Genomic DNA, 26,487 nt, shown 5'->3' on the forward strand with positions numbered 1-26,487 from the left:
AGGCCCGGCGGATGGGGCCATTCCGCAACCTGAAGCGTTTCCGAACGCCGATTCGTGGGACTGCCGGGCAGCGGTTTGGCGCTGCCCGGCGGGACTTGCGAACAATTTTGCCGATTCAAGGTAAACGGAGTGGCAATGACGAGCCGAGCGGAAGGTCAGGCCGGAACCGCGCCCCCTGAGCGGGTCGCGGCGGGCACGGTGATCGACACCGACATCTCCGCCCGGCTCGACCGCCTACCCTTCGGCCGCTTCCACACCCTGGTCATCGTCGCGCTCGGCATCACCTGGGTGCTCGACGGGCTCGAAGTGACGCTGGCGGGCGCCCTCGTTGGGGCGCTGCGCAAGGAGCCGATGTCCTTCACCGAGTTCGATGTCGGCCTAGCGGCGAGTTCCTACCTCGTCGGCGCGGTGGTCGGCGCGGTCGGCTTCGGCTGGCTCACCGACCGGATCGGGCGCAAGAAGCTGTTCTTCATCACGCTCGCCCTCTACCTCATGGCGACAGCGGCCACCGGCCTGTCGTGGAATATCTGGAGCTTCTGCCTGTTCCGCTTCCTCACGGGAGCCGGCATCGGCGGCGAGTACACCGCGATCAACTCGACCATCCAGGAGCTGATTCCCGCCCGCGTGCGCGGCTGGACCGACCTCGTCATCAACGGCTCGTTCTGGATCGGGGCGGCGCTCGGCTCCTTCCTCTCGATCGCGCTGCTGCGGCCCGAATGGATCGACCCGGCCTGGGGCTGGCGCATCGCCTTCTTCGTCGGCGGCGGCATCGGCCTCGTGATCCTGCTCCTGCGCACCTGGATCCCCGAGAGCCCGCGCTGGCTCGTCACCCACGGCTACGCGGCGGAGGCCGACCGGGTGGTGACGGGCATCGAGCGGCGCTTCACCGACGAGGGCATCACCCTGCCGCCGCCCGACGAGTCGCGGCGCCTCAAGCTCAAGGTCCGCAGCCACACCCCGCTCGCGGAAGTGGCCCAGGCCCTGTTCGTCACGAGCCGCCGCCAGACCATGGTCGGGCTGGCGCTGATGATCGCCCAGGCCTTCTTCTACAACGCGCTGTTCTTCACCTACGCCCTGGTGCTGGAGCGCTTCTACCAAGTGCCGGGCGGCGATGTCGGCTGGTACCTGCTGCCCTTCGCGCTCGGCTCGTTCCTCGGCCCGCTGCTGCTGGGACGGCTGTTCGACACCGTGGGCCGGCGCCCGATGATCGCCTTCACTTACGGCATCTCGGCGGTGCTGCTGGTCGTGGTCGGCCTCGTCTTCCGCGCCGACCTGCTCGGCGCCTGGGGCCAGACGGCGGCCTGGATGGGCGTATTCTTCTTCGCCTCCGCCGCGGCCAGCTCCGCCTACCTCACGGTCGCCGAGACCTTCCCGCTGGAGATCCGCGCGCTGGCGATCGCGGCCTTCTACGCCATCGGCACCGGCATCGGCGGCGTCTCGGGGCCGCTGCTGTTCGGCGCGCTGGTCGAGACCGGCTCGCGCGATCTCGTGCTGGTGGGCTACATCATCGGCGCGAGCCTGATGGCGGTAGCGGCCATCGTCGGCTGGATCTGGGGCACGGCGGCCGAGGGCAAGTCGCTGGAGGACGTCTCGAAGCCGCTGGCCTCGGCCTGAGGGGCGTCCTCAGGGGGCGTCGTGCAACCCGGCCTGCCGGGCATCGCCTCTCCCCGCCTGCGGGGAGAGGGATCGGACGACCGACGGCCGAACCGTTCGGCCTCTTCGTCCTTGCGAGGTTCAGCGCAAGCGATGACGGCGTGGGGCCGAACCCGAAGCGTTCAGCCGGAAACCGGTATCGTCTGGCGACCCTGGCAAGACCCGCCTCAATCGACGAGCGGTCTCACGTCGGCTCCGATCGCGGGGCCGACCCTTTTCGCCGCAGCCAGATCGCCGAGGCCACCGCCAGAGCGTCGAGCGGCAGCGTCACCGCCCCCTGGCGCTTGCCCCACAACTCCAGGCCGCTGAAATCGACGCGGCGGATTTCGAGCCAAGCGCCGAAGGGGAAGACCGCCTCGGTGCCCTCGCCGGGGCCGAAGCACTCCTCGAAGGCCAGCGGATCGACCATGATCGCGTCGTACTTGGCGAGGTGGCCGGCGATCGCGACCTTGGAACGGAACGGCCCCCGGTCGCGGTGATACGAGGAGAAGCAGGGCTCGACCTCGGTCAGCGTCACCCAGAGCTTGCCGCCGATGCGCAGGTAGGGTGCGTTCGGGCCCTCGGCGCCGAAATTCTCCGGGCCCCAGCCCGCCTCGCTCATCAGGGATTGCGCCAGCGTCACCGGCTCGCTGGGCGGGGCGGCGGGCACCCACGCCTCCAGCACGCCCACGGGCTCGGCGGGGAGACCGGGTCCGGTCGCGCCGCCTTCGGCCAAGCCACCGTGGATCATGCCACGCCCTCGCGCCTGCGACCGCTCACCGGGAGCGATCCTGCTGCATTATTCAGCATATGACATGCGCAGGCGAGCAGTTTATTTCAAGGCACCGAGCCTGTCGCCCGAAGGCGGCCGGGCTCTCAAGGCCGCAGGAGGCCTTACTCCTCGTCGTCCTCGTCGATGCGGCTCATGCCCTTGAGCTTGGCGAAGACCGCGTCGGCGTTGAGATCCTCCTCCTCTTCCTCCCGCTCCGCGGCGGCCGGGGCGGTCGAGACCTCGGTGGGCAGGAGCTTGGCGCCGCCATCGGCGGGCACCACGGCCGGACGGTCCTTGGCGGCGCGCTGCACCTCGAAGTCGAGGTCGATCTGCGAGCACAGGCCGAGCGTCACCGGGTCCATCGGCTGGAGCGAGGCGGAGTTCCAGTGGGTCCGCTCGCGGATCTGCTGGATCGTCGCCTTGGTGGTGCCGACAAGGCGGATCACCTGCGCGTCCTTCAGTTCGGGATGGTTGCGGATCAGCCAGAGGATGGCGTTCGGCCGGTCCTGGCGGCGCGACAGGGGCGTGTAGCGCGGGCCCTTGGTGGTGCGCTTGACCTCCGGCAGCTTGACCTTGGAGACCGCGACCTTGAGGCGGTAATTGGGCGACTTCTGCGCCTTCTCGATCTCGTCGCGGGTGAGCTGGCCGGTGGTGATCGGGTCGAGCCCCTTGATGCCGGCGGCGACCTCGCCGTCGGCGATGCCCTTCACTTCCAGCGGGTGCAGCTTGCAGAAATCGGCGATCTGCTCGAAGGCCAGCGAGGTGTTCTCGACGAGCCACACGGCGGTCGCCTTGGGCATCAGCGGACCTTGGGACATCGGCAAAGCTCCAGGCGGTTTTTCGCGAATGCGCGGCGGAGCCGGGATGACGGAAACGGTCTCTCCCGGTCTCCGGCCTCGTGTGTCGAGCCCGGAGAATCCCGTATCGCGCTGAATGGGGGGATGAATCTCATATAGCGGCGGAGGGGGGCTGCGCGCAATTGCGTTGTACCCGCCGGCAACCATTTCGGCCGGCCCTCACGCCGACGGAGCTTCCGGCCGCCGCCCCTCCAATGTGGGGCGCAACGGCGCGACCTCCGCCGCCACGTGGTCCATGAAGGCGCGCACCCGTGCCGCGTGGCGCAGATCCGGATGGGTCAGGAGCCACAGCGAGCCGGCGAGATCCGGCTCCGGCCCGGACAGGCGGCGCAGGGCCGCGATCCTGTCGCCGCGGTAGCAGGGCAGCGGACCGATCCCGACGCCCTCGACGATGGCCTCGCACAGGCCCTGCACGGTGTTGATGCGCAGGGCCACCCGCTCCGGTCCGGCCCGGGCCGCGACGAAGCGCGCGAAGAGCCCGCCGGCCACCGCCTCGCTCGGGCTGACCCAGGCCGCGTCGGCGGCCTCGGCCTGCACCCGTCCATAGACCGCCCAGGCGATGGTGGCGATGCGCCGGCCGACGAGGTTGGGCGGCGGGTCGCGGGTGGCGCGCAGGGCCACGTCCGCGTCGCGGCGGGAGAGGTTCAGCGCCTCCTCCGAGACCACGAGATCGACCTGCACCGCCGGGTAGCGCGCCCGGAAGCGGCCGAGCATCGGCATCAGCAGGTCGGTCACCAGCGTCGCCGCGGCGGTGACGCGCAGGGTGCCGGAGGGCGTCAGCGCCCGGTCGGCCACTTCCCGGTCGAAGCGCGCGACCTCCTCCTCCATGCGCGCCGCCGCCACGGCCATGGCCTCGCCGGCGGGCGTCGGCACGTAGCCGGAGCGGTGCCGCTCGAACAGGCGCGTGCCGAGCGCCGCTTCGACCGCGGCGAGGCGCCGGAAGGCGGTGGAGGGATTGATGCCGAGATGCGCCGCGGCCGGCGCCAGCGCTCCCCGCTCGGCCACCGCCCGCACAAGGCGGAACTCGTCCCAGGCCACCGGCATCGCTCCCCTCCTTGCAGATACGCAAGATGCATCTTGCACATCGAGGCGTTCCTGCAAGCGGGGCGAACCTCCATACTCCGACCGCATTCGATGATCGGGCCGCGTGTCGGGCCCGCCGCGGAAGAGGACAAAGCGATGGCGAAGGTTCTGGTGCTCTACTACTCGTCCTGGGGCCACGTGGAGCAGATGGCCAAGGCGGTGGCCGAGGGCGCCCGCGAGGCCGGGGCCGAAGTCGCGGTCAAGCGCGTGCCGGAGCTGGTGCCGGAGGAGGTGGCCAAGCAGTTCCACTACAAGCTCGAGCAGGACGCGCCGATCGCCACCGTCGAGGAGCTGGCCGATTACGATGCGATCATCTTCGGCACGCCGACCCGCTACGGCAACATGGCCGCGCAGATGAAGCAGTTCATCGACCAGACCGGCGGCCTCTGGGCCAAGGGCGCGCTGGTGGGCAAGGTCGGCTCGGCCTTCACCTCGACCGCCTCGCAGCACGGCGGCCAGGAGACCACCCTGACGAGCTTCCACACGGTGATGTTCCACCACGGCATGGTGGTGGTGGGCCTGCCCTACAGCTTCGCGGGCCAGAACGGCGTCGAGCAGGTGAAGGGCAACTCGCCCTACGGCGCCACCACGATCGCCGACGGCGACGGCTCGCGCCAGCCCTCCCAGGTCGAACTCGACGGCGCCCGCTACCAGGGCCGCCACGTGGCCGGAATCGCGGCAAAGCTCGCCGGCTGAGGCGCGTGTTCCCTCCTCTCCCCGCAGGCGGGGAGAGGAGATCAACATCGCTGCGGTCGCGCCCTACCGGGCCGCGGCGAGATCGCCCTTGCCGATCGCGGCGAGCACCACCGCCTCGGTGAGGAGTTGCGGCAACACCTGCGCTTCGCTCGTGCCGCGGTAGACGAGGTAGAGCGGCACGCCGCTGCGCCCGTAGCGCTCCAGGAGGCGGGTGATCTCCGGGTTCTGATTGGTCCAGTCGCCCTTCAGATAGGCGACCCCGCCTCCCCGGAAGGCCGCCTGCACGCTGTCGCGGGCGAGCACCGTGCGCTCGTTGACCTGGCAGGTGATGCACCACGCCGCCGTCATGTCCACGAACACCGTGCGCCCCTCCCCGCGCAGGGCGTCGAGACGCGCCTGCGTGAACGCTTCTTCGCCCTGGGCCAGGGTGGTGCCTCGCGCGGCGGCCCGGTCGCCGTCGAGGGCGGCCACGAGGCCGAGCGCTCCGGCCAGCGCCACCAGCGCCGCCGCCCGGGCGATGCCGGTGCCGAGCCGCCCCGCGTCGCGGGCGCGCTCCCAGGCCCAGGCGGCCAGCCCCACCAGCACGAGGCCGGTCAGACCGGCGAGCAGGCCGTTGGGCCCGACCTGCTGGGCGAGCACCCAGATCAGCCACGCCACGGTGGCGTAGACGGGGAAGGCGAGCGCGCCCTTGAGCACGTCCATCCAGGCGCCGGGCCGCGGCAGCCGGCGCAGCGCCTGCGGAAACGCCGTGAGCGCCAGGAAGGGCAGGGCCAGCCCGAGGCCGAGGCTCGCGAAGACGGTGAGCGCGGTCGCGGGCGACTGCGTCAGGGCGAAGCCCACCGCCGCGCCCATGAAGGGCGCCGTGCAGGGCGTGGCGACGAGGGTCGCCAGCACGCCGGTGAAGAACGAGCCGGAATAGCCCGCCCGCCGGGTCAGCCCATCGCCGAGCCCGACGAGCCGCCCACCCAGATGCACCACGCCCGACAGGCTGAGCCCCATGGCGAACAGCCCGTAGGCCAGCAGAGCCACCACGACCGGCGACTGGAGCTGGAAGCCCCAGCCGATCCCGGCCCCGCCCGCCTTGAGGGCGATCAGGAGGCCGGCGAGACCGAGGAAGCTCGCGAGCACGCCCGCCGTGTAGGCGAGCCCGTGCAGGCGCACCCGCGCCGTGGATTCCCCCGCTTGCCGCACGAGGCTCAGGACCTTGATCGAGAGGACCGGGAAGACGCAGGGCATCAGGTTGAGGATGAGCCCGCCGAGCAGGGCGAGCCCGGCCGCGCTCCACAGGGTCAGGCTTTCCTCCGCCGGGGCGGGCGGGGCCTCGGCGGCGGGAGCGGTGACGGCGGGCGGAGCCGCGGGCGCTTCGCCGAGCGCAAAGGCCCTGCGCGCGCCGGCCTCGGTAAGCGCGAGCACGCCGGCCAGCGCCTCGGGCGGTTGCTTGGCGTCCCCCGGCGTGAGGGTCAGATGCAGGCCGGCGGCATCGACGGTCAGGTCCTGGGGGGCGGCGTTCTCGATCGCGCCCTCGGCGTAGGGGAAGAAGGCCGCGCCGCTCACGCTCTCCGCCGCCAGCCCCGTTCGGTCGAGATGCAGCACGAGGCGGTCCCCCTCGCGGCTGGTGCGCACCGGGCCGGGGGCGGCCTCGGGCAGGGCGGCGCGGGCGCGAGCGAACAGGGCCGCCTGCCCCGAAGCCGGCTCGGTGGAGGCGGCCACGGGCAGGTCGAGGCTCAGCTCCGCCGATCCCGGAATGCAGATCTCCTCGCAGACGAGGTAGGAGAGCGTGCCGGCCAGTCGCACCGTCTCTCCCGGCGCGGCCTTCGCGGGGACGGTCAGCGGCACGAGCAGGGTGACCGCGCCCTCGTAGCCGAAATTCATCAGGGTCTGGACCGGGATGCGCTCCGGGACTGGCCAGTCCACCGCGCCGACGGAGAAGCCTGCGGGCAGCCGCCACGCCATCTCCGGCGGCAGGCCGGAATCGCCGGGATTGCGCCAGTAGACGTGCCAGCCCGGCTTCATCACCATGTGCAGGCCGAGCGTCGCGGTGCGGCCGGGCACCAGGGCCTCGCTCTCCGCGACGAGGCTCGCCCGCACCAGATCCTTCGCCTTGGCGGCCGTCAGCGTGCCCTGCGCCAGGGCGGGGGCGGCAAACGTCAGGGCGAGAGCCAGGATCGGCGTGAGAAGGCGAAGCATCGAGCGTCCCTGCGGGCGGGCCGGTCCCGGCAAGCGGGTCCGGCCGGGCAGGGATAGCAGACCTCGGCCGCGAAGTGAGCCGCGGCCTCACGGCGCGTCGGGCCGTCCGCCTCAGGCCTCCGGCACGTTCCGCTCCAACTCGTCGAGCCAGGCCCGGGCGCTGGCATCGGAGGGGGCGCGCCAATCGCCGCGAGGGGAGAGGGCGCCGCCCGCCGAGACCTTCGGTCCGTTGGGCAGCGCCGAGCGCTTGAACTGGCTGAAGCGGAAGAAGCGGTCGAGGAAGACGTGGAGCCAGCGCCGGATCTCCGGCAGGCCGTAGGCCACGCGCTTGGCCTCCGGGAAGTCCGGCGGCCAGTCGCCCGCACCCGCATCCGCCCAGGCATGCAGCGCGAGATAGGCGATCTTCGAGGGCGGGAAGCCGTGGCGCAGGGTGAACCACAGCGAGAAGTCCTGCAGCGCGTAGGGGCCGATCTTGGCCTCCGTGCTCTGCGGCCCCTCCCCCTCGGTCGCCGGCACGAGTTCGGGCGAGATCTCGGTGTCGAGCACCGCCCGCAGGGTCCTATTCTCTTCCTCGCCGAATTGCCCCGAGGAAATCACCCAGCGGATCAGGTGCTGGATCAGGGTCTTGGGCACGCCCGCGTTGACGCCGTAATGGCTCATCTGGTCGCCGACGCCGTAGGTGCTCCAGCCGAGCGCCAGTTCCGAGAGGTCGCCGGTGCCGATGACGATGCCGCCGTGCTGGTTGGCCAGCCGGAACAGGTAATCGGTGCGCAGGCCCGCCTGCACGTTCTCGAAGGTGACGTCGTAGACCGCCTCGCCCCGCCCGAAGGGGTGGCCCATATCCGCCAGCATCTGCCGGGCGGCGGGGCGGATGTCGATCTCCTCCGCCGTGGTGCCGAGCGCCCGCATCAGGGCGTGGGCGTTGGTCTTGGTCTCGTCGGAGGTGGCGAAGCCCGGCAGGGTGTAGGCCAGGATGTCCTTTCGCGGCAGCCCGAGCCGATCGAAGGCCTTCGCGACGACGATGAGCGCATGGGTGGAATCGAGCCCGCCGGAAACGCCGATCACCGCGCGCTTGGTGCCCGTGGCCGCGAGCCGCTGGGCGAGGCCGGCGACCTGGATGTTGTAGGCCTCGTAGCAATCCTGGGCGAGGCGGGCCGGGTCGGAGGGCACGAAGGGGAAGCGCTCGACCCGGCGCTTGAGGCCGAGATCGCCCTGCGGCGGATCGAGCCGGAAGCCGATACTGCGATAGGGCCGGTCCCCGCGGTCGCGGGCGTTGTCGTCGAAGCTGCCGGCCTGGAGGCGCTCCTGCGCGATCAGGTCGAGGTCGATATCGGCCAGGGTCACGACCGGACCTTCGGGGAAGCGCGCGCCCTCCGCCAGCCGCACGCCGTTCTCGTCGATGCTGGTCTGCCCGTCCCAGGACAGGTCGGTGGTGGATTCGCCCGTGCCGGCGGCGGCGTAGACGTAGGCGCACAGGCCCCGCATCGAGGCGGCCCGGGTGAGGAGCGCGCGGGACTCCGCCCGGCCGACGGTGATCGGGCTGCCCGACGGGTTGGCGATCACCGTCGCGCCCGCCAGCACGGCCTCCATGCCCGTGGTCTGCGGCACCCAGAGATCCTCGCAGACCTCGATCGCCAGGCGGAAGCGGGGCAGGTCGTCGGCGGCGAAGATCAGGTCGGTGCCGAAGGGGGCCTCCTCGCCGCCGAGGCGGATCGTCTCGCCGGTGATGCCCGCACCGGAGGCGAAGTGGCGCTTCTCGTAGAACTCCCGGTAGTTCGGCAGGTAGCTCTTCGGCACGACGCCCAGCAGCCGCCCGCCCTGGATCGCCAGGGCGGCGTTGTAGAGCCGGTTGCGCCAGCGGCAGGGCGCGCCGACCACGAGCAGGGGCGTGAGCCCGGCGCTCTCGGCGACCAGCCGCGCCACGCCCGCCTCCACCGCGTCGAGCAGCGCGCTCTGCAGCAGGAGGTCCTCGATGGCGTAGGAGGACAGGCAGAGTTCGGGGAAGACCGCCAGCGCCGCGCCGGCCGCGTGGGCCTCCCGCGCGAGCGCCAGGATGTCCTCGGCGTTGGCCGCCGGGTCGCCGGGATGGCTGCGCCCGGTACAGGCCGCCACGCGGGCGAAGCCATGCCGGTAGAGGGAGCGGAAGGCGTCGGGCGAAGGGGGAGTCACCGGGATCTCGAAGCTCGCCTGATGTGGCAGGACAGTCTGCCAGCGCGTTGTGAAAACATCATTTTCCCCGATGCATCCGCGCCGCCGCAGCGGACGCGGCCGGCCCTGCCACCGGGCATCGGGAATGCCGTGCAAAGGTCCAACCGTCCTCGACGATATCCGGTTCGCGCGCCACGTGCACCGCCGGGGCCGGGACGGTCGGAGGAGGGGGAGGGCAAGCGTTCGTTAACGACGATCCGCCTACCGTGAGGGACGAACCGCTCCGCAGGAGCCGGACCTTGTTTCGAGTCATCTCACAGATCATGCGCGCATCGGGACGGCCTCCCTATTCCCATCGTGATCCGTCGCGGCCGAGCCGCGGCGGCGACCGCCTGGACCGGTCGATCGGCGGCTTCGCCCATCGGCTGATGAGTCTGCGCTCCAACCTCGCCCGCCGCATCGCGGGCACGCCCCCGGCCCCGCCGCGGGCGCTCCCCCAATCCCTGCCCCACCCGGCCCTGCCGCAACCGGGCGTCGATGCGTTCGACGCAGGCAGCGTGCCGAGCTGGCTGGTGCCGCCCGGCGCGATGCTCGGGCGCGCGCCCGCGGCGGCGGAGACATGGACCGCAGAGGACGAGCGGGGCCTGTACGCGGCGGGGATGCCGGGCCTCGACCCGCATCAGGCCTTCCCCCCGGAGCCCGCCTGTGACGGGTTGCCGGAGAGCACGTTCGAGAGCCGCATCGACCCCCGGGCCTCCGGCCCCGGCGTCCTGGTGCGCACGCCCCGCCGCCCGGCCGCCATCGCCCCGGAAGCCGGCGCCGTCCCGCTCCACGGGCTGGCCGCGCCGCAGGCATCCCTCCACGCCGCGCCGCAGACGCTTCCCGAGGCGGTGCGCTTCACCCGCACCCCCGACACCGTGCTGATGGAACGCCGCCGGCAGGCGCTGGAGGCCGAGCGCGAGGCGCAGGCCCGGGCCCAGGCCCTGCTCGACGCCCAGGCCGCCGCCGAGGCTGCGGCCCGCGAGGCGGAGCGGGCCCGTGAGGCGGCGGAGCGCGAGGCCGCCGAACGCGCGGCGCAGCTGGCTGCCGAGCGGGCCGAGGCCGCGCGGCTGCGCGCCGAGCAGGCGGGCGAGGAAGTGCCGATCTGGCGCCGCCCCTTCGTGCCGCCGCCGGGCGTCAGCTTCTTCCGCACGCCCGACCGACGCCTGAAGCCCGCCGTTCCGGCGCCGCAGGCCGCGATGCCGGTGGCGGAGCCCGTGATCGAGGCTGCCTACGTCGAGGAGAGCCATGCCGGATCCGCACCGGACGGCCTGCCGCTGACCATGCTGGCTGCCGCGGAATCCGTCCCGGCGATCCTCGGAACCTACGCGCCCTTCATCCCGCCGGTCCCGGCCGAGCCGTCCGACTGGTCGGACGTGCCGGATTGGTCCGCCCTGCACGGCTGGTTCGGCCCCGCCGAATCCGCGGTCGAGATCGCCGAGCCGGTGTCCCGGGCCGCGGCGCAGCCCGCCGCACAGCGCCTCGTGCTGAGCGCCATGGCGGCCCGCGCCGCGATCCGGCCGGCCCGTCCGCTCGTCGCCGCGCCCGCCGCGCAGTCCGCACCCGCGCAGGCCGTGCTGTACGCCGCGCCGTCGGCCCCGGCGGCCGCGCCCTTCGCCGCTCGGCCCTTTACCGCTCAGCCCTTCGCGGCTCGGCCCCCCGCTCCGCCGGTCGCGGCGCAGCCGGTGTCCGTCCCGGCCCAACCCGCGCCGCAGGCCCCCTCCCCTGCGCAGGCGCTGGCGCCGCTGACGATTCCGGCGCGGCCCGTCCTGCTGCGCACCAAGGTCGGTGCCGAGGCCGAAGTGGCCGAGGAGGCCGCCGAGGAGACGGCGCAAGACACTGCGTCCGACACTGCGTCCGACCTCGCGTCCAACTTCGCGCACGACTTCGAAGCCGAGGCTGAGGCCGCGATCGAGACCGTCTCCGCGCAACCCGTCGCGGCAGAGCCCGAAAACCGTCCCCGGGCGATCCTGCCCGAGCGCCCGACACTGATCCCCGCCGGCCGCCACCTGGAGATGTCGTTCGTCGGCAACGCCGACTATTCCCTGCCCTCGCTCGAACTGCTCGCCGAGCCGCCCCTGCCCGACGGCGAGGAGGTCGATGCGGACGAGCTGGAGCAGAACGCCCTCAACCTCCAGCAGACCGTGCAGGATTTCGGCGTGCGCGGCGACATCCTGGCCGTGCGCCCCGGCCCCGTCGTCACCCTCTACGAGCTGGAGCCGGCGCCCGGCACCAAGTCTTCCCGCGTGATCGGCCTGTCGGACGACATCGCCCGCTCGATGTCCGCCGTCTCCGCCCGCGTCGCCGTCGTGCCCGGCCGCAACGTGATCGGCATCGAGCTGCCGAACCCCGTGCGCGAGACCGTGTACCTGCGCGAGCTGCTCGCCTCGGTCGATTTCGTCGAGACCAAGCACAAGCTCGCCTTGTGCCTGGGCAAGAACATCGGCGGCGAGCCGATCATCGCCGATCTGGCCCGCATGCCGCACCTGCTGGTGGCCGGCACCACCGGCTCGGGCAAGTCGGTGGCCATCAACACCATGATCCTGTCACTCCTCTACCGGCTCAAGCCCGAAGAGTGCCGCCTGATCATGGTCGATCCCAAGATGCTGGAGCTGTCGGTCTACGACGGCATCCCGCACCTGCTCTCCCCCGTCGTCATCGACCCGAAGAAGGCGGTCATCGCCCTCAAATGGGCCGTGCGCGAGATGGAGGAGCGCTACAAGAAGATGTCGAAGATCAGCGTGCGCAACATCGACGGGTACAATGCCCGGATGAAGGAGGCGCGCGAGCGGGGCGAGATCATCACCCGCACGGTCCAGACCGGCTTCGACCGCACCACCGGCGAGGCGGTGTTCGAAGAGCAGGAGATGGACCTCTCGGCCCTGCCCTACATCGTGATCGTGGTCGACGAGATGGCCGACCTGATGATGGTGGCGGGCAAGGACATCGAGGGCGCGATCCAGCGCCTCGCGCAGATGGCGCGGGCGGCGGGCATCCACCTGATCATGGCGACGCAGCGGCCCTCGGTCGACGTCATCACCGGCACGATCAAGGCGAACTTCCCGACCCGCATCTCCTTCCAGGTCACGAGCAAGATCGATAGCCGCACGATCCTGGGCGAGATGGGCGCCGAGCAGCTGCTGGGCCAGGGCGACATGCTGTTCATGGCCGGCGGCGGGCGCACCACCCGCGTGCACGGGCCGTTCTGCTCGGACTCCGAGGTCGAGACGGTGGTGGCGCATCTCAAGCGCCAGGGCCGGCCTTCCTATCTCGAGGCGGTCACCGCCGATGACGGCTCGTCCGACCAGCCGGAAAAGCCCGCCAAGGGCTCGAAGGCGGCCAAAGCCGAGAAGGACGACTTCGCGGAGGCCGAGGAGGCCGACGCGCCGGTCTTCGACATCGGCGCCTTCGCGGCCAGTGCGGGCGCGGAGGGCGGCGAGCTCTACGAGCAGGCCATCGCCGTGGTGCTGCGCGACCGCAAGGCCTCGACCAGCTACATCCAGCGCCGCCTCCAGATCGGCTACAACCGCGCCGCCTCCATCATGGAGCGGATGGAGATCGAGGGAATCGTCGGGCCGGCCAACCATGCGGGCAAGCGCGAGATCCTGGTCGAGGGTCTCTCGGGCGCTCCGTCCGGCGGCTACGACGACGAGTAGCACCTGCGATCCCGGTCCCCGTCGCATATTCGCCACAGGGGCCGGGTCTACCCGAACCACGACATCCGGACGCTCCGCCGCAAGGCGCGTCCGCACCGGGGCGGCCCCGGCCCCGCGCGCCCGCAAGCTTTCGGAGATGCCCACACGATGACTGGCCGACGCCTCCGCCCCGCCGCCGGTCCGCTGCTCGTGGTCGCCGCGCTGACGTTCCAGCCGCTTCCGGCGAGCGCCCAGGTCTCCTCGTTCCTCGACGGCCTGTTCGGCCGCAAGGAGGAGCCGGCGCCGCCCCCGGCCGCTGCGCCCGAGCCGGAGGCCGCTCCGGCCCCGGCCAAGAAGGCGGCGCAGAAGCCGGGCAAGGGCACTGAGAAGGCGGCCGAGAAGGGGTCGGACAAGGCCACCGAGAAGACCGGCAGCGTCAAGGCGGCGGCCAAGCCCGGCACGCCCGCCCCCGCGGCGCCGGCCGCGGCTTCCGGCACGCGGGTCGCGGCGGTGGGCGCGCCCAGCCTCGGCGCCTCGCTCCAGGATGCCGACCCGGCCACCATCGTGGCGGGGGCCAACGCCTACTTCAACGGCTTCCAGACCCTGACCGGCTCGTTCATCCAGATCGGCGCGGACGGGCGCCGCATCGGCGGCAAGCTCACGCTGGCCAAGCCCGGGCGCCTGCGCTTCGAGTACGACCAGCCTTCCCCGCTCGAAGTGGTGGCCGACGGCACCTCGGTCGCCGTGCGCGACCGCAAGCTCAACACGCAGGATCTCTACTTCATCTCGCAGACGCCGCTGAAATTCCTGCTGCGCGACAAGATCGATCTCGCCCGCGACCTGAACGTGACGGACGTGTCCAACGATCCGGGCGGCATCCGCATCGGACTGGAAGACCGCTCGACGCTGGGTGGCACCTCGAAGATCCAGCTCTACTTCGACGCCGAGATGAAGACCCTCTCGCAGTGGCGGATCACCGACCCGCAAGGCTACCTCACCACGGTGCAGCTCTCGAACCTGCAGAAGGGCAAGGCCGTCGACGGCGCCCTGTTCTTCATCAATTACGGTCGCGCCGAGGACAAGGCCATGCAGCGTCAGATCCAGAGCCAGAATCCCTGAGCCGAACACCGAGGCTACAGGCGATAACATGGATTGACTTGAACGCTGCGCCGCCGGGCTTTTTCTCGACATCCTATGTTATGGGCGGTGATTATCCTGCAAGAATGTCGGGAATAGGCTCCGAGAGCCGCCGACTTTAAGGATCTGTTGAGGCGGCGAGCGGCCAATGGACGGGCCGTCCACGGGAGGCGGCCCAACGGGACGTTGTCCGGCCGCATGTCCGCCCTCGCCGCTCCATCGCTTCCGGGCCCTTCGCCGTTCGAGGCGGCGCTCGCCGAGATGGCTGCCGCGCTCGTCCTGCTCGACGCGGGCGGCACGGTGACCTTCGCCAATGCCCGCGCGGCGGCGCTGCTGGGCTGCGCCGAACTGGTCGGCCTCCCGATCCGGTCCCTGCCGGCGGCCTGCGGCGGCGCGGAGCCGGAAGGCGCCGCCCTCGCCGAGGCCGTGCGTGCCGGTCGCTCCCTCCGCCTGCACCTCGCGCTCGGCGACGAGCGCCTCGTCGAGACCGCGCTGACACCGCTCTCGACCGGCGGCTTCGCCCTCACCTTCGAGGACGTGACCGAGCATATCCGCGGCGCGGCCCTGGCCCGGCAGGAGCCGCTCACCGGCCTGTGCAATCGCGTCGGCCTGCACGACCACCTCCACGCGGCGCTGGCCGAGGCGGCCCGGACGGGCGCGCCGCTGGCGGTGCTGATGCTCGACCTCGACCGCTTCAAGTCGGTCAACGACACCCTCGGCCACCCGGTCGGCGACGCGCTCCTGCGCAAGGTCGCCGAGCGCCTTCGCCGGGCCACCCGCCGCGAGGATGTGGTCGCGCGGCTCGGCGGCGACGAATTCGCCATCCTCCAGGCTGGCGCCCACGGCGGCGCGGCCCAGCCCGAAGCCGCCGAGGCCCTGGCCCGCCGCCTCGTCGATCTCGTCGGGCGCACCTACGTGGTCGACGGCCACATGCTCAATGTCGGCGTCAGCGTCGGCGTCGCGCTCAGCCCCGCCGACGGAGCCGACGCCGACGACCTCCTGAAGCATGCCGACCTCGCGCTCTACCGGGCCAAGGCCGAGGGCCGGGGCACCTACCGCTTCTTCGAGCCGGCGATGAACGCGCAGATGCAGGCGCGCCGCAGCCTGGAGATCGACCTGCGCCGGGCGCTCGCCCTCAAGCAGTTCGAACTCGCCTTCCAGCCGCAGATCCAGCTGGAGACCGGCGCGGTGGTCGGCTTCGAGGCGCTGCTGCGCTGGAACCATCCCGAGCGCGGCCCCGTCTCGCCGGCCCTGTTCATTCCGCTCGCCGAGGAGATCGGCCTGATCGTCGGCATCGGCGAGTGGGCCCTGCGCGCCGCCTGCCGCGAGGCGGCGGGCTGGACGCAGGCCGCCTCGATCGCCGTCAACCTCTCGCCGGTGCAGTTCCGCGGCGGCCGGCTGGTCGAGACGGTGATGAACGTGCTGGCCCAGACCGGCCTCGACCCGGCCCGGCTGGAGCTGGAGATCACGGAAGGGGCGCTCCTGGAGAACACCGACGGCGTGCTGGCCGTGCTGAACGGCCTGCGGGCGCTGGGCGTCAGGATCTCGATGGACGATTTCGGCACCGGCTACTCGTCCCTGAGCTACCTGCAGAAATTCCCCTTCGACAAGATCAAGATCGACCAGTCCTTCGTGCGCGGCATGGAGGACAACGCCGAGTGCGGCGCCATCGTGCGGGCCATCGCCCGGCTCGGGGCCAGCCTCGGCATGCGCACCACCGCCGAGGGCGTCGAGACGCCCGACCAGCTCGCGGCGATCCGCGCCGAGGGCTGCACCGAGGTCCAGGGCTACCTGACCGGGCGCCCGATGCCCGCGGCGCAGGCCGCCGCGCTGCTCTGCAGACCGGTCGCCCAGACCCCTGTCCGTCCCGCCACTCTTCCCCCTGCCCGTCCCGCCGACACCCTCACCGCGTGATCCGGAGCCTGCCATGAGCCGAGACCTCTGCCGCCTCGTCTATTACAGCCGCAACCGGGTCGCCGGTGCGCCGACGGCGATGGACGAGACGATCCGCGGCATCCTCGCCGTGAGCCGCGTCAACAACGCCCGCGTCGGCGTCACCGGGGCGCTGATGTTCAACGCCGGCTGCTTCGCGCAGGTGCTGGAAGGGCCGAGCGAGGCGGTCGAGACCACCTTCGAGCGCATCCAGCAGGACGAGCGCCACGGCGAGGTCTCGCTGCTCGCCCTCGAACCGGTGGAGGAGCGCCTCTTCACCGATTGGTCGATGGCCTATGTCGGCGCCTCGCAGGCCGACGCGGCGCGATACGGTGACATGGCCGGCGAGAGCGGCTTCGACCTTTCGCGGATGACGGGCGACAAGCTGTGCGCCGTGCTGCACGGCCTCGCTCTGGAGGAGGAGGCCGCCGCCGCGGCCTGACGGTTTGCGAGGCGCGCGGGTTGGGCTAACGGGGCAGCCACCCACGCCACGCTCCGCAGGCAATCCCCGTGCGCCTCACCGTCACGACCTGGAACATCAACTCGGTGCGCCTGCGCATCGAATCCGTGCTGCGCTTCCTCAGGGAGGTGCGGCCCGACGTGCTGTGCCTGCAGGAGACCAAGTGCCCGGACGACCTCTTTCCGCTCAAGGCGTTCGAGGGATCCGGCTACGAGAACATCGTCTTTGCCGGGCAGAAGGGGTATAACGGCGTCGCGATCCTCTCGCGCTTTCCGCTGGTCACCCGCGACGTGATGAGCTTCTGCGAGCGGGCGGATGCGCGCCACATCTCGGCGGCGCTCGGGCGCGAGGCGGGGCCGGCGGCGGGGATCGTGCTGCACGATTTCTACGTGCCGGCGGGCGGCGACCTGCCCCATCGCGAGCTCAACCCGAAATTCGCGCACAAGCTCGATTTCCTGTCCGAGCTGCGGGCCTGGGGCGGGCGGCGCGTCTCCGGCCCGGCGATCCTGGTCGGCGACCTCAACGTCGCGCCGCTGGAGCACGATGTCTGGTCGCACAAGCAGCTCCTCGACGTGGTGAGCCACACGCCCGTCGAGACAGAGGCCCTGGAGACGCTGCGGGGCGAGGCCGGCTGGATCGATGCGGCGCGCCACCTCACCCCGGAGCCGGAGAAGATCTACACGTGGTGGAGCTACCGCTCGCCGGACTGGGCGGCCGCCAACAAGGGCCGGCGCCTCGACCACGCCTGGGTCTCGCCGGATCTCGCCGGCAGCGTGCGCCGGGTCGAGGTCTTCCGCGAGGCGCGCGGCTGGGAGAAGCCCTCGGACCACGCGCCGGTCACGTTGACGTTGGAATTGTGAGCCGGGAACGCCGGGGCCGTTCCGGGCATTGGATCTCCAATCTCGGCTTTCGAAACGGAGTCCCCCGAATGCGCTCGATCCTGCGCCAGATCCTCGTCGTCTTCCTCCTGCCCAAGGCCATTTCCTACCTGCGCCGTCGCTACGGCGGTGGCCGGGCCGCGGGTCAGCATCGCTCGTACTGAGTGCGGGATTCCAAAGGGATCATCCCTTTGGCGGGGGCGCCGGGGCAGAGCCCCGGCTTTCCTTTATCCAGGGCTCTGCCCTGGACCCGCGAAAGGACTCGTCCTTTCGAAACCTGGACTTGCCCCGACCCGCCGCCGGCAATATCCGAACCAGATCGCCAGCCCGAGGCCGAGCCAGACCAGCAGCCGCAGCCAGGTGTCGCCGGGCAGGCTCGCCATCAGGGTCAGGCAGGCGAGGATGCCGAGCACCGGCACGAGCGGCCCGCCGGGCACCCGGAAGGGCCGCGCCCTTCCCGGCTCCGTGCGGCGCAGGATCAGCACGCTGACGCAGACCAGCACGAAGGCGAACAGCGTCCCGATGCTGACGAGTTCGCCGAGGATGCCGATCGGCACCAGGGCCGCCGCTGCGGCGGTGACGAGCCCGATCAGCCCTTGGGCGACGAACGGCGTCCGGCTCGTCTCGCCGATGCGCGCGAAGGCGTCCGGCAGCATCCGGTCGCGGGCCATGGCGTAGCAGATCCGCGCCTGTCCGTAGAGCGCGGTCAGCGCCGCCGTCGTGAGCCCGATCAGGGCGCCGAGCTTGATCACCGTCGAGAACCCGCTCAGGCCCGTCGCGTCCATGGCTTTGGCGATCGGATCGGCCACGTCGAGCTCGCGATAGGGCACGAGGCCGGTCAGCACCGCCGCCACCGCCCCGTAGAGCGCGGCCGTGACGAGGAGCGAACCGATCAACCCCACCGGCGCGTCCCGCTGCGGGTTGCGGGTCTCGCCGGCGGCCGTCGAGACGGTCTCGAAGCCGACATAGGCGAAGAACACCACGCCCGCCCCGCGGAAGATTCCGCTCCAGCCGAACGCGCCGAACGCGCCCTCGTTCTCCGGCACCAGCGGCCGCCACAGCTCGGGCCGCACATGGAGGGCGCCGAGCCCGACGAAGCCCAGGATGATCGCGACCTTGAGCGCCACCAGCACGGCGTTGGTGCGGGCCGCTCCCCGGTTGCCGCCCATCAGCAGGGCGGTGAGGACCAGCACGACGAGGGCCGCCGGCGCGTTGACGAGCCCGCCCTCCCCCGGCGCCGCCGCGAGGGCGGCGGGCAGCCTCACCCCGAGATCGGCGAGCAGGCTCTGCGCGTAGCCCGACCAGCCGACCCCGATCGTCGCGGCGGCCATGCCGAATTCGAGCACGAGGTCCCAGCCGATGATCCAGGCGGGCAGCGCGCCCAGCGTCGCGTGGGTGTAGGAGTAGGTCGAGCCCGCCACGGGGATCATCGCGGCGAGTTCGGCGTAGCAGAGCGCCACCAGCCCGCTCGCCACCGCGCCGAGCAGGAAGGAGAGCATCAGCCCCGGCCCGGCGTAGTTCGCCGCGGCCGTACCCGTGAGCACGAAGATCCCCGCCCCGACCGTCGCGCCGACGCCGATGCAGACGAGGCTGAAGGCCGAGAGATTTCTGGCCAGCGACGGCCCCTCCGCCTCGGCGACGAGGGCGGCGATGGGTTTGCGGGCACCGAGGACGGAACGGGGCATGATCTCTGGCCTGCCTGAGCGGGTCGCGCCCGGCAACGCGAAATCCGCGCCGGGCGTGAGGCCGTGTGAAGCGGATCGGGCCCGGGCGGGCGGCGGCACTGGCGCTTCCCGCGGTTTCGTGTATGGTCCGCGCCGCCTCGACCCGGCTGACGGGCGGGGCTTGTGCCGCTTGCGGCTGACCGTGCTGGACGACATCCCGGCACCGGCCCGACCGCAGGCTTCAAGGCGCCCTGCCCCGTTGCGGGCGGCGCATCCGACCAAACCCCATTCGAAAGGCCTGCGATGTCGATCACGGCAGAGCGCAAGACCGCGCTCATCAAGGAATACGCCAAGGGCAACAAGGACACCGGCTCGCCGGAGGTCCAGGTGGCCATCCTCACCGAGCGGATCACCAACCTGACCGCCCACTTCAAGACCCACGGCAAGGACAACCACTCCCGCCGCGGCCTCCTGAAGCTGGTCTCGCAGCGCCGCTCGCTGCTCGACTACCTGAAGCGCAAGGAAGAGGCGCGCTACCGCACCCTCATCGAGCGCCTCGGCATCCGCCGCTAAGGCAATCCACGCGGTCCCTCGGGGCCGCGTTTTCACACGCAGCGCTCTCAGTCGAAGCGGACTCCGGTTCGGCGTCAGAGAGCGCGGCAAACCAAGAAGGACTGTCCGGGCATGGGGCTCGGCCGGTCCCCCCGGGCGGCTTGAAGGCAAAGGGCGCCAGGGCAGGATCGCGAGACGCTTTCTCTGGAGTGAGAGCGTCTCGCCGTCTTGCCTCTGGCGGCGCCGGGTTCGCCCGAACCGCATGTTCGAAGGCAAGAGACATATGTTCGACGTACAACGTGAAGAGCTGATCTGGGGCGACCGCAAGCTCGTCCTCGAGACCGGCAAGACCGCCCGTCAGGCGGACGGCGCCGTGGTCGCCACCTACGGCGAGACCACCGTGCTCGCCACCGTGGTCGCGGGCAAGGAGCCCAAGGCCGGCATCGACTTCCTGCCGCTCACCGTGAACTACCAGGAGCGCGCCTACGCCGCCGGCCGTATCCCCGGCGGCTACTTCAAGCGCGAGGGCCGCCCCTCGGAGAAGGAGACGCTGGTCTCCCGCCTGATCGACCGCCCGATCCGTCCGCTCTTCGTCGACGGCTGGCGCAACGACACCCAGGTCGTCGTCACCGTCCTCTCCCACGATCTCGAGAACGATCCCGACATCGTCGCGATGGTCGCGGCGTCGGCCGCCCTCACGCTCTCGGGCGTGCCCTTCATGGGCCCGATCGGCGCGGCCCGCGTCGGCTACCTCAACGGCGGCTACAAGCTGAACCCGCTGGTCACCGAGATCGCCGACTCCACCCTCGACCTCGTCGTCGCCGGCACGCAGGACGCCGTGCTGATGGTCGAGTCCGAGGCCAAGGAGCTCTCCGAGGACGTGATGCTCGGGGCCGTGATGTTCGGCCACAAGCACTTCCAGCCGGTGATCGAGGCGATCATCCGCCTGGCCGAGAAGGCCGCCAAGGAGCCGCGCGACTTCTCCCCGCCGGAGAACGCCGACGTGGAGAAGGCCGTCCTCGACATCTGCGAGGGCGAGTTGCGCGAGGCCTACAAGAAGACCGTCAAGCAGGAGCGCTACGCCGCCGTCGACGCCGTGAAGGCGAAGGTGGTCGCCGCCCTCTGCCCGGCCGAGGGCGAGCAGAAGTTCTCGCCTGAGAAGGTCAAGGCCGCCTTCAAGGAGGCCCAATCGAAGGTGGTCCGCTGGAACATCCTCGACACCGGAAGCCGGATCGATGGTCGTGACGTAAAGACGGTCCGCCCGATCGTCTCGGAAGTCGGCGTGCTGCCCCGCGCCCACGGCTCGTCGCTGTTCACCCGCGGCGAGACCCAGGCGCTGGTCATCGCCACGCTCGGCACCGGCGAGGACGAGCAGTTCATCGACGCGCTGGAAGGGACCTACAAGGAGCGCTTCCTGCTCCACTACAACTTCCCTCCCTACTCCGTCGGCGAGACCGGCCGCATGGGCTCCCCGGGCCGTCGCGAGATCGGCCACGGCAAGCTCGCTTGGCGTGCGATCCGGCCCGTGCTGCCGCCCGCCCACGAGTTCCCGTACACGATCCGCGTGGTCTCCGAGATCACCGAGTCGAACGGCTCCTCCTCCATGGCCTCCGTCTGCGGCGGCTCGCTCTCGCTGATGGATGCGGGCGTGCCCCTGCGCCGTCCGGTGGCCGGCATCGCCATGGGCCTCATCCTCGAAGGTGAGCGCTTCGCGGTGCTCTCCGACATCCTCGGCGACGAGGATCACCTCGGCGACATGGACTTCAAGGTGGCCGGCACGGACGAGGGCATCACCTCGCTCCAGATGGACATCAAGATCGCCGGCATCACCGAGGAGATCATGCGGGTGGCGCTCGGTCAGGCCAAGGACGGCCGCGCCCACATCCTCGGCGAGATGGCCAACGCGCTGACCGCGGCCCGTCCCGAGCTCGGCGAGTACGCGCCGCGCATCGAGACGATGCAGATCCCCACCGACAAGATCCGCGACGTGATCGGCACCGGCGGCAAGATCATCCGCGAGATCGTCGAGAAGACCGGCGCCAAGATCAACATCGAGGACACCGGAATCGTCAAGATCGCCTCGTCCGACGGCAAGGCGATCAAGGCGGCCTATAACTGGATCCGCTCCATCGTCGCCGAGCCCGAGGCCGGCACGATCTACGACGGCACGATCGTCAAGATCATGGAGTTCGGCGCCTTCGTGAACTTCTTCGGCGCCAAGGACGGCCTCGTTCACATCTCTGAACTCGCCGCCCAGCGCGTCGCCAAGGTCGGCGACGTCGTGAAGGAGGGCCAGAAGGTCAAGGTGAAGTTCCTCGGTGCCGACGAGCGCGGCAAGATCCGCCTCTCAATGAAGGTCGTCGATCAGGAGACCGGCGAGGACCTCACCGAGAAGCTGAAGGCCGAGCGCGCGGAGCGCGGCGAGCCGGAGCGCGAGGAGCGCAGCGACCGTGGTGATCGGGGCGACCGCGGCCCCCGCCGCGACCGCGGCGAGCGCCGCCGGGAATCGTCGGGCGAGTAAGTCGCCTCCGCCTCACGGCAATCACGACAAGAAGAGCGCGGTCCCCCGGGGCCGCGCTCTTTTCATTTGGCGGCCGGGCCGCGACGGGCACCCGCCTTACCGTGCCGGCTGAGCAGCCGCTCCACTTGCCATTTTTCAATAAGGATTTTTCTCTTTTGGAATAATCAAAATCTATGAAGAGGAGCCTCGGATTACGGCCAAGCTTCCCCCGTCTATTCTAATAAAATAAGGGGGGAATTTTATGAGTGATGCCCGCGGGAGCCGTGGCGTTCTTCTGTTGCGATTGCTTGGCTCGGTCGCCTGCGCGAGTCTCTGCGCCGCGTTCATCCATCCCGCGCAAGCACAAGTCAGCGACATCAACACCGGCCTTCCGACCGCCCAGGCGGTGCATCACCTGCCCCCTTCCGCCTCGGTCCAGGGCATCACCCTCGACATGATCAGCGTGGCCGGCTCCGGCCTCGGGCGGGGCGTCGTGGTCGACAGCTCCGGCTCACAGGTCGGCTATGTCGCCCAGCGCCTGCGCTCCGCCACCAAGACCGATACGCCGCTGATCGACACGCCGCAGGCGATCTCGGTGGTGACGCAGGCGCAGATCCGCGACCAGAACGTTCAGAGCATCGGCGAGGCCCTGCGCTACGTGCCCGGCGTCGCCATCGCCCAGGGCGAGGGCCACCGCGACGAGATCCTGATCCGCGGCCAGCGCACGACGGCCGACTTCTTCGTCAACGGCATCCGCGACGACGCGCGCTACTTCCGCGACCTCTACAACACCCAGCGCATCGAGGTCTTGAAAGGTCCCAACGCGATGATCTTCGGCCGCGGCGGCGGCGGCGGCATCGTCAACCGCGTGCTCAAGGAGGCCGACGGCTCCTCCGTCCGCGAGGTGCTGGTGCAGGGCGGGCAGTTCGCGAACAAGCGCATGGCGGTCGATCTCGGCGACCGCGTCTCCGACACCGTCTTCTTCCGCATGAACGGCGTGTTCGAGGACACGGCGACCTACCGCGACTTCATCGACATCCGCCGCTACGGCGTGAACCCGACGATGACCTTCCTGCTCGGGCCGCAGACAACCCTGCGCCTCTCCTACGAATTCTTCTCCGACAACCGCATCGCCGACCGCGGCATCCCCTCGCAGTTCGGGCGCCCCTGGCGCTATCGTGAGAACACCGGCACGCTGTTCGGCGCGCCCTTCATCTCGAACGGCTTCGTCGATGCCCATATCGGCAACGCGCAGCTCGACCACGTCTTCGAGAGCGGCGTCGTGATGCGCAGCCAGACGCGGATCGCCGACTACGCGAAGTACCATCAGAACGCCTACCCCAACAGTCCGGTCAGTGCCGACGAGACCTCGTTCGTGATGCGCGGCTACGGCAGCCAGACCGACCGCACGAACACCTTCAACCAGACCGACTTCACCTACAAGTTCAACACCGGACCGCTTACCCACACCGTGGTGGCCGGCCTGGAACTCGGTTTTCAGGAAGGGATCGACTTTAGGCGCGACTTCATCTGGAATTCGACCGGCACCCGCGATCTCCTCGTCAATCCCTTCGCGCCGACCACGACCGAGGGGGCGACCCTCCGAAATCTCGCTTCGGGTCGAAACAACACCTATCGGCTCGGCGTCTTCTCTGCCTTTGCCCAGGACCAGATCGAGATCGACGAGCATCTGCAGTTCATCGTCGGCGCGCGCTTCGATCGCTTCGATTTTCAATCGCGCGACCGACGTCCCGACGCCGCGACCGGCCTTCCGGCCCAACCGAACAGCCGCATCGACAATCTCGTCTCGCCACGGGTCGGCGTCGTGGTGAAACCGCTGCCCAATCTGGCCTTCTACGGCAGCTACTCGGTGTCCTTCCTGCCGAGCGCGGGTGATCAGTTCCGCGTGCTGGATCCGACAACCGCCTTGTCCGCCCCTGAGCGGTTCGAGAACGCGGAAATCGGCGTGAAATACGAGATCACGCCGGCCTTGATCCTCACCGCTGCGCTGTTCAACCTCGATCGCGACAACCAGCCGATCCCGTCATCCACCGAAGCGGGCTTCTCCGCCGGCCCGGGCAAGACGAACACCCGGGGCGCCGAGATCGGCATCACCGGCTATGCGACCGACTGGTGGCAGATCTCCGGCGGCTACGCCTATACCGAGCCGCGCATCGTCGCCGACATCGATGACGACGGCGACGTGATCCGGGCCGGCAACCTCGTCGGCGGCGTTCCGCTCAACACCTTCAGCCTGTGGAACAAGTTCGACATCGGCGAGCGATTTTCCGTCGGCGTGGGCTACCTCTACCAGGACGCCAGCTTCGCATCGTCGGACAACTCGGTGCGCCTGCCGAGCTTCTCGCGCTTCGATGCCGGCGTGTTCTACGAGTTCAGCGAGAGCATGCGCGCACAGGTCAACATCGAGAACCTGTTCGACCGGCGCTACGTCATCTCCGCGCATAACAACAACAACATCCTGCCCGGCGCGCCGCGCACCGTGCGCTTCCAATTGATCGCGCGCTTCTGAGGGCCGAGACTTCCTCGGTCGCGCGCCCTCGCCTAACACCGGGACGACGCCCGCCGCGCGGGTGCCTCGCCCCGGAGCCCGCCGATGTCCGACGACCTCGTCTTCTATACCCACCCGATGTCCCGCGGCCGGATCGTGCGCTGGATGCTGGAGGAGGTCGGCGCGCCCTACCGCACGGAAATCCTCGGCTACGGCACCTCCATGAAGGCGCCGGCCTACCGGGCGATCAACCCGATGGGGAAGGTGCCGGCGCTGCGCCACGGGGAGACGGTGGTGACGGAATGCGCCGCGATCCTCGCCTATCTCGCCGACGCCTTCCCACAGGCCGGGCTCGCCCCTGAGCCGGGCTACCGCGACCGCGGTCCCTATTACCGCTGGCTGTTCTTCTGCGCCGGCCCGCTCGAGGCGGCGGTGACGAACGGGGCGCTCAAGGTGAGCGTGCCCGACGACCCGCGCATGCAGGGCATGGTCGGCTACGGCAGCCTGGAGGCCGTGCTCGATGCGCTCGAAGGCGCCGTCTCAGGCGTCGCGTTCGTGGCCGGGGACCGCTTCGGCGCCGCCGACCTCTACCTCGCCGCGCATCTCGGCTGGGGTATGCAGTTCGGCACCATCCCGAAGCGGCCCGCCTTCGAGGCCTATGCCGGGCGCCACGCCGCGCGTCCCGCCGCCGTGCGGGCGCGGGAGATCGACGATCGCCTGCTCGCCGAGGCCGGAACCGCTGCTTGATACCATTCGGCCGGGAAGCCGCCCGAGGGTCGGCTTCCATGCGTCCGGCGGACGCCCGCCGCCCCGCGTGCGTGGGGGCAACCGGCGATGAGGGCTCATCATCGCCGGTCGGTCCGAGCCGCCTTTGCACGGAACGGCGCCGCCCGCCCCGCGTTCGCCCCGCGAACCCGAACGGGCGTCAAGAAGGAACCCACTTCCGTGAACGAGATGATCGAGGACATTTTCTCCGGCGAGCCGAACCTGAGCATGACCGAGCGGGCGGTCTCCGTCGCGCTCGGGCTCGGCATCGCCGCCGCGGCGGCCCAGCCCCGGCCGAACAAGCTCCTGAGCCTCGCTGCCCTGGTGGTCGGCGTCGGGCTGGCCGTGCGCGGCGCCACCGGCCATTGCGCCGTGAAGGCGGTCACCGCGGGCGGGCGCGATCTGACGGGCTGAGCCCTGAAGCCGGCCGCAACGATCGGCGGGGCTTCGGCTGCCGCCGATCGGCAGAAGATTGAACGAAGAAAGGGCGCTCCTCGCGGAGCGCCCTTTCTTCGTTGGAAGGTTTTCGAGGATCAGAGCGAGCGGCTGCTGGTCCGGCCGGCGATGAAGCCGTAGATCGCGAGCACGACGCAGGCGCCGACGATGGAGCCGATGAAGCGTGCGCCCTCGTTGGGCCCGTACCAGCCGACCGCCTGACCGATGAAGGTGGCGACGAAGGCGCCGACGATGCCGAGGATCGTCGTCATGATGAAGCCGGCGGGCTCCTTGTCACCGGGCATGATGAACTTGGCGATGACGCCGGCCACGAAGCCGATGATGATGGTCCAGAGAATTTCCATGTGGCTCCAACCCCGAAAAGCGTCTTCGACCTGTAAATCAGGCCGGAAGACTTGGCCGTATTCGTGGGACAAACGCGCGAGTGACGAAGCCGGTTGCCTCGCGAATCGTGCGAAGACGCAAAAAATGCGCACGCGCGGCGTCAGCCCACGGGGTCCGACGCGGGCAGCCATTTCACCCTCTTTACGCGGAACCGTCCCCGGCGGCAGAAGGGTCCGCCTTCCAACGAATCGAGACCAGCAC

At 70.5% G+C, this 26,487-nt stretch carries 19 protein-coding genes; 12 read left to right on the forward strand and 7 right to left on the reverse strand.

Features of this window, described 5'->3' with window-relative positions; translation table 11 throughout:
* Positions 1 to 135 precede the first annotated feature (135 nt).
* Entirely contained in the window at positions 136 to 1,614 is a 1,479-nt protein-coding gene (locus BY998_RS10645; RefSeq protein WP_110351601.1) for an MFS transporter, read from the forward strand.
* A 223-nt stretch (positions 1,615 to 1,837) separates the two neighbouring features.
* Here the strand turns inward: BY998_RS10645 and BY998_RS10650 are convergent, their stop codons facing one another.
* The 3 genes from BY998_RS10650 to BY998_RS10660 form a co-directional block, all read right to left on the reverse strand.
* Entirely contained in the window at positions 1,838 to 2,383 is a 546-nt protein-coding gene (locus BY998_RS10650) for a hypothetical protein (RefSeq protein WP_110351602.1), read from the reverse strand.
* Between the two features lie 143 nt (positions 2,384 to 2,526).
* A complete protein-coding gene (locus BY998_RS10655; RefSeq protein ID WP_110351603.1) occupies positions 2,527 to 3,222 on the reverse strand; it encodes a DUF1013 domain-containing protein in 696 nt (231 codons plus the stop codon).
* A gap of 198 nt (positions 3,223 to 3,420) precedes the next feature.
* Complete coding sequence (locus tag BY998_RS10660; protein ID WP_181425484.1) at positions 3,421 to 4,305, reverse strand: LysR family transcriptional regulator; 885 nt, start codon at positions 4,303 to 4,305, stop codon at positions 3,421 to 3,423.
* A gap of 135 nt (positions 4,306 to 4,440) precedes the next feature.
* Here BY998_RS10660 and wrbA point away from each other — a divergent pair, with 135 nt between their 5' ends.
* On the forward strand, positions 4,441 to 5,040 hold the full coding sequence (wrbA, locus tag BY998_RS10665) for an NAD(P)H:quinone oxidoreductase (protein ID WP_110351690.1): 600 nt from the start codon (positions 4,441 to 4,443) through the stop codon (positions 5,038 to 5,040).
* Between the two features lie 63 nt (positions 5,041 to 5,103).
* Here wrbA and BY998_RS10670 read toward each other — a convergent pair whose 3' ends face one another.
* The gene (locus BY998_RS10670; RefSeq protein WP_110351604.1) at positions 5,104 to 7,227 is read right to left on the reverse strand and encodes a protein-disulfide reductase DsbD domain-containing protein; all 2,124 of its coding nucleotides are present in this window, start codon (positions 7,225 to 7,227) and stop codon (positions 5,104 to 5,106) included.
* A 111-nt stretch (positions 7,228 to 7,338) separates the two neighbouring features.
* Positions 7,339 to 9,396 carry an NAD(+) synthase gene (locus BY998_RS10675; RefSeq protein WP_245421550.1) on the reverse strand — a complete coding sequence of 686 codons (2,058 nt, stop codon included), beginning with the start codon at positions 9,394 to 9,396 and terminating at the stop codon, positions 7,339 to 7,341.
* 407 nt (positions 9,397 to 9,803) lie between these two features.
* Between BY998_RS10675 and BY998_RS10680 the strand changes: the two genes are divergently transcribed.
* From BY998_RS10680 to xth, 5 genes are all read left to right on the forward strand, one after another.
* On the forward strand, positions 9,804 to 13,070 hold the full coding sequence (locus BY998_RS10680) for a DNA translocase FtsK (RefSeq protein ID WP_110351692.1): 3,267 nt from the start codon (positions 9,804 to 9,806) through the stop codon (positions 13,068 to 13,070).
* A gap of 147 nt (positions 13,071 to 13,217) precedes the next feature.
* On the forward strand, positions 13,218 to 14,168 hold the full coding sequence (locus BY998_RS10685) for an outer-membrane lipoprotein carrier protein LolA (protein ID WP_110351605.1): 951 nt from the start codon (positions 13,218 to 13,220) through the stop codon (positions 14,166 to 14,168).
* A 216-nt stretch (positions 14,169 to 14,384) separates the two neighbouring features.
* A complete protein-coding gene (locus BY998_RS10690) occupies positions 14,385 to 16,100 on the forward strand; it encodes a GGDEF domain-containing phosphodiesterase (RefSeq protein ID WP_110351606.1) in 1,716 nt (571 codons plus the stop codon).
* Positions 16,101 to 16,113: 13 nt separating this feature from the next.
* Positions 16,114 to 16,560, forward strand: coding sequence for a BLUF domain-containing protein (locus BY998_RS10695; RefSeq protein WP_110351607.1), 447 nt, complete (start codon positions 16,114 to 16,116; stop codon positions 16,558 to 16,560).
* A gap of 68 nt (positions 16,561 to 16,628) precedes the next feature.
* On the forward strand, positions 16,629 to 17,438 hold the full coding sequence (gene xth, locus BY998_RS10700; protein WP_110351608.1) for an exodeoxyribonuclease III: 810 nt from the start codon (positions 16,629 to 16,631) through the stop codon (positions 17,436 to 17,438).
* 245 nt (positions 17,439 to 17,683) lie between these two features.
* Here xth and BY998_RS10705 read toward each other — a convergent pair whose 3' ends face one another.
* Complete coding sequence (locus BY998_RS10705) at positions 17,684 to 19,141, reverse strand: amino acid permease (RefSeq protein ID WP_110351609.1); 1,458 nt, start codon at positions 19,139 to 19,141, stop codon at positions 17,684 to 17,686.
* A 282-nt stretch (positions 19,142 to 19,423) separates the two neighbouring features.
* Between BY998_RS10705 and rpsO the strand changes: the two genes are divergently transcribed.
* The 5 genes from rpsO to BY998_RS10730 all read left to right on the forward strand — a co-directional run bounded on the left by rpsO (position 19,424) and on the right by BY998_RS10730 (position 25,860).
* Entirely contained in the window at positions 19,424 to 19,693 is a 270-nt protein-coding gene (gene rpsO, locus BY998_RS10710) for a 30S ribosomal protein S15 (protein WP_110351610.1), read from the forward strand.
* A 262-nt stretch (positions 19,694 to 19,955) separates the two neighbouring features.
* Positions 19,956 to 22,193, forward strand: coding sequence for a polyribonucleotide nucleotidyltransferase (gene pnp / locus BY998_RS10715; protein WP_110351693.1), 2,238 nt, complete (start codon positions 19,956 to 19,958; stop codon positions 22,191 to 22,193).
* A gap of 241 nt (positions 22,194 to 22,434) precedes the next feature.
* Positions 22,435 to 24,702 carry a TonB-dependent siderophore receptor gene (locus BY998_RS10720; RefSeq protein ID WP_110351611.1) on the forward strand — a complete coding sequence of 756 codons (2,268 nt, stop codon included), beginning with the start codon at positions 22,435 to 22,437 and terminating at the stop codon, positions 24,700 to 24,702.
* 84 nt (positions 24,703 to 24,786) lie between these two features.
* Positions 24,787 to 25,428: a glutathione S-transferase family protein gene (locus BY998_RS10725; protein WP_110351612.1), complete on the forward strand. Its 642-nt coding sequence runs from the start codon at positions 24,787 to 24,789 to the stop codon at positions 25,426 to 25,428.
* Between the two features lie 198 nt (positions 25,429 to 25,626).
* Positions 25,627 to 25,860, forward strand: a complete 234-nt coding sequence (locus BY998_RS10730) for a YgaP-like transmembrane domain (RefSeq protein ID WP_003597547.1) — start codon at positions 25,627 to 25,629, stop codon at positions 25,858 to 25,860.
* A gap of 119 nt (positions 25,861 to 25,979) precedes the next feature.
* Here BY998_RS10730 and BY998_RS10735 read toward each other — a convergent pair whose 3' ends face one another.
* Positions 25,980 to 26,246, reverse strand: a complete 267-nt coding sequence (locus BY998_RS10735) for a GlsB/YeaQ/YmgE family stress response membrane protein (RefSeq protein WP_012456206.1) — start codon at positions 26,244 to 26,246, stop codon at positions 25,980 to 25,982.
* Positions 26,247 to 26,487: the final 241 nt, after the last annotated feature.

This window comes from Methylobacterium sp. B4, from assembly GCF_003201865.1.
In the GTDB taxonomy this organism is placed as follows: Bacteria; Pseudomonadota; Alphaproteobacteria; order Rhizobiales; family Beijerinckiaceae; genus Methylobacterium.

What these genes read in the sequence shown, in the direction of transcription:
- pnp (WP_110351693.1), top strand. Translation starts at nt 19,956, where the DNA reads ATGTTCGACGTACAACGTGAAGAGCTGATCTGGGGCGACCGCAAGCTC.
- BY998_RS10725 (WP_110351612.1), top strand. Translation starts at nt 24,787, where the DNA reads ATGTCCGACGACCTCGTCTTCTATACCCACCCGATGTCCCGCGGCCGG.
- BY998_RS10650 (WP_110351602.1), bottom strand. Translation starts at nt 2,383, where the DNA reads ATGATCCACGGTGGCTTGGCCGAAGGCGGCGCGACCGGACCCGGTCTC.
- BY998_RS10670 (WP_110351604.1), bottom strand. Translation starts at nt 7,227, where the DNA reads ATGCTTCGCCTTCTCACGCCGATCCTGGCTCTCGCCCTGACGTTTGCC.
- BY998_RS10645 (WP_110351601.1), top strand. Translation starts at nt 136, where the DNA reads ATGACGAGCCGAGCGGAAGGTCAGGCCGGAACCGCGCCCCCTGAGCGG.
- BY998_RS10660 (WP_181425484.1), bottom strand. Translation starts at nt 4,305, where the DNA reads ATGCCGGTGGCCTGGGACGAGTTCCGCCTTGTGCGGGCGGTGGCCGAG.
- BY998_RS10720 (WP_110351611.1), top strand. Translation starts at nt 22,435, where the DNA reads ATGAGTGATGCCCGCGGGAGCCGTGGCGTTCTTCTGTTGCGATTGCTT.
- BY998_RS10690 (WP_110351606.1), top strand. Translation starts at nt 14,385, where the DNA reads ATGTCCGCCCTCGCCGCTCCATCGCTTCCGGGCCCTTCGCCGTTCGAG.
- wrbA (WP_110351690.1), top strand. Translation starts at nt 4,441, where the DNA reads ATGGCGAAGGTTCTGGTGCTCTACTACTCGTCCTGGGGCCACGTGGAG.
- BY998_RS10695 (WP_110351607.1), top strand. Translation starts at nt 16,114, where the DNA reads ATGAGCCGAGACCTCTGCCGCCTCGTCTATTACAGCCGCAACCGGGTC.
- BY998_RS10685 (WP_110351605.1), top strand. Translation starts at nt 13,218, where the DNA reads ATGACTGGCCGACGCCTCCGCCCCGCCGCCGGTCCGCTGCTCGTGGTC.
- BY998_RS10655 (WP_110351603.1), bottom strand. Translation starts at nt 3,222, where the DNA reads ATGTCCCAAGGTCCGCTGATGCCCAAGGCGACCGCCGTGTGGCTCGTC.
- BY998_RS10680 (WP_110351692.1), top strand. Translation starts at nt 9,804, where the DNA reads ATGAGTCTGCGCTCCAACCTCGCCCGCCGCATCGCGGGCACGCCCCCG.
- BY998_RS10735 (WP_012456206.1), bottom strand. Translation starts at nt 26,246, where the DNA reads ATGGAAATTCTCTGGACCATCATCATCGGCTTCGTGGCCGGCGTCATC.
- BY998_RS10705 (WP_110351609.1), bottom strand. Translation starts at nt 19,141, where the DNA reads ATGCCCCGTTCCGTCCTCGGTGCCCGCAAACCCATCGCCGCCCTCGTC.
- rpsO (WP_110351610.1), top strand. Translation starts at nt 19,424, where the DNA reads ATGTCGATCACGGCAGAGCGCAAGACCGCGCTCATCAAGGAATACGCC.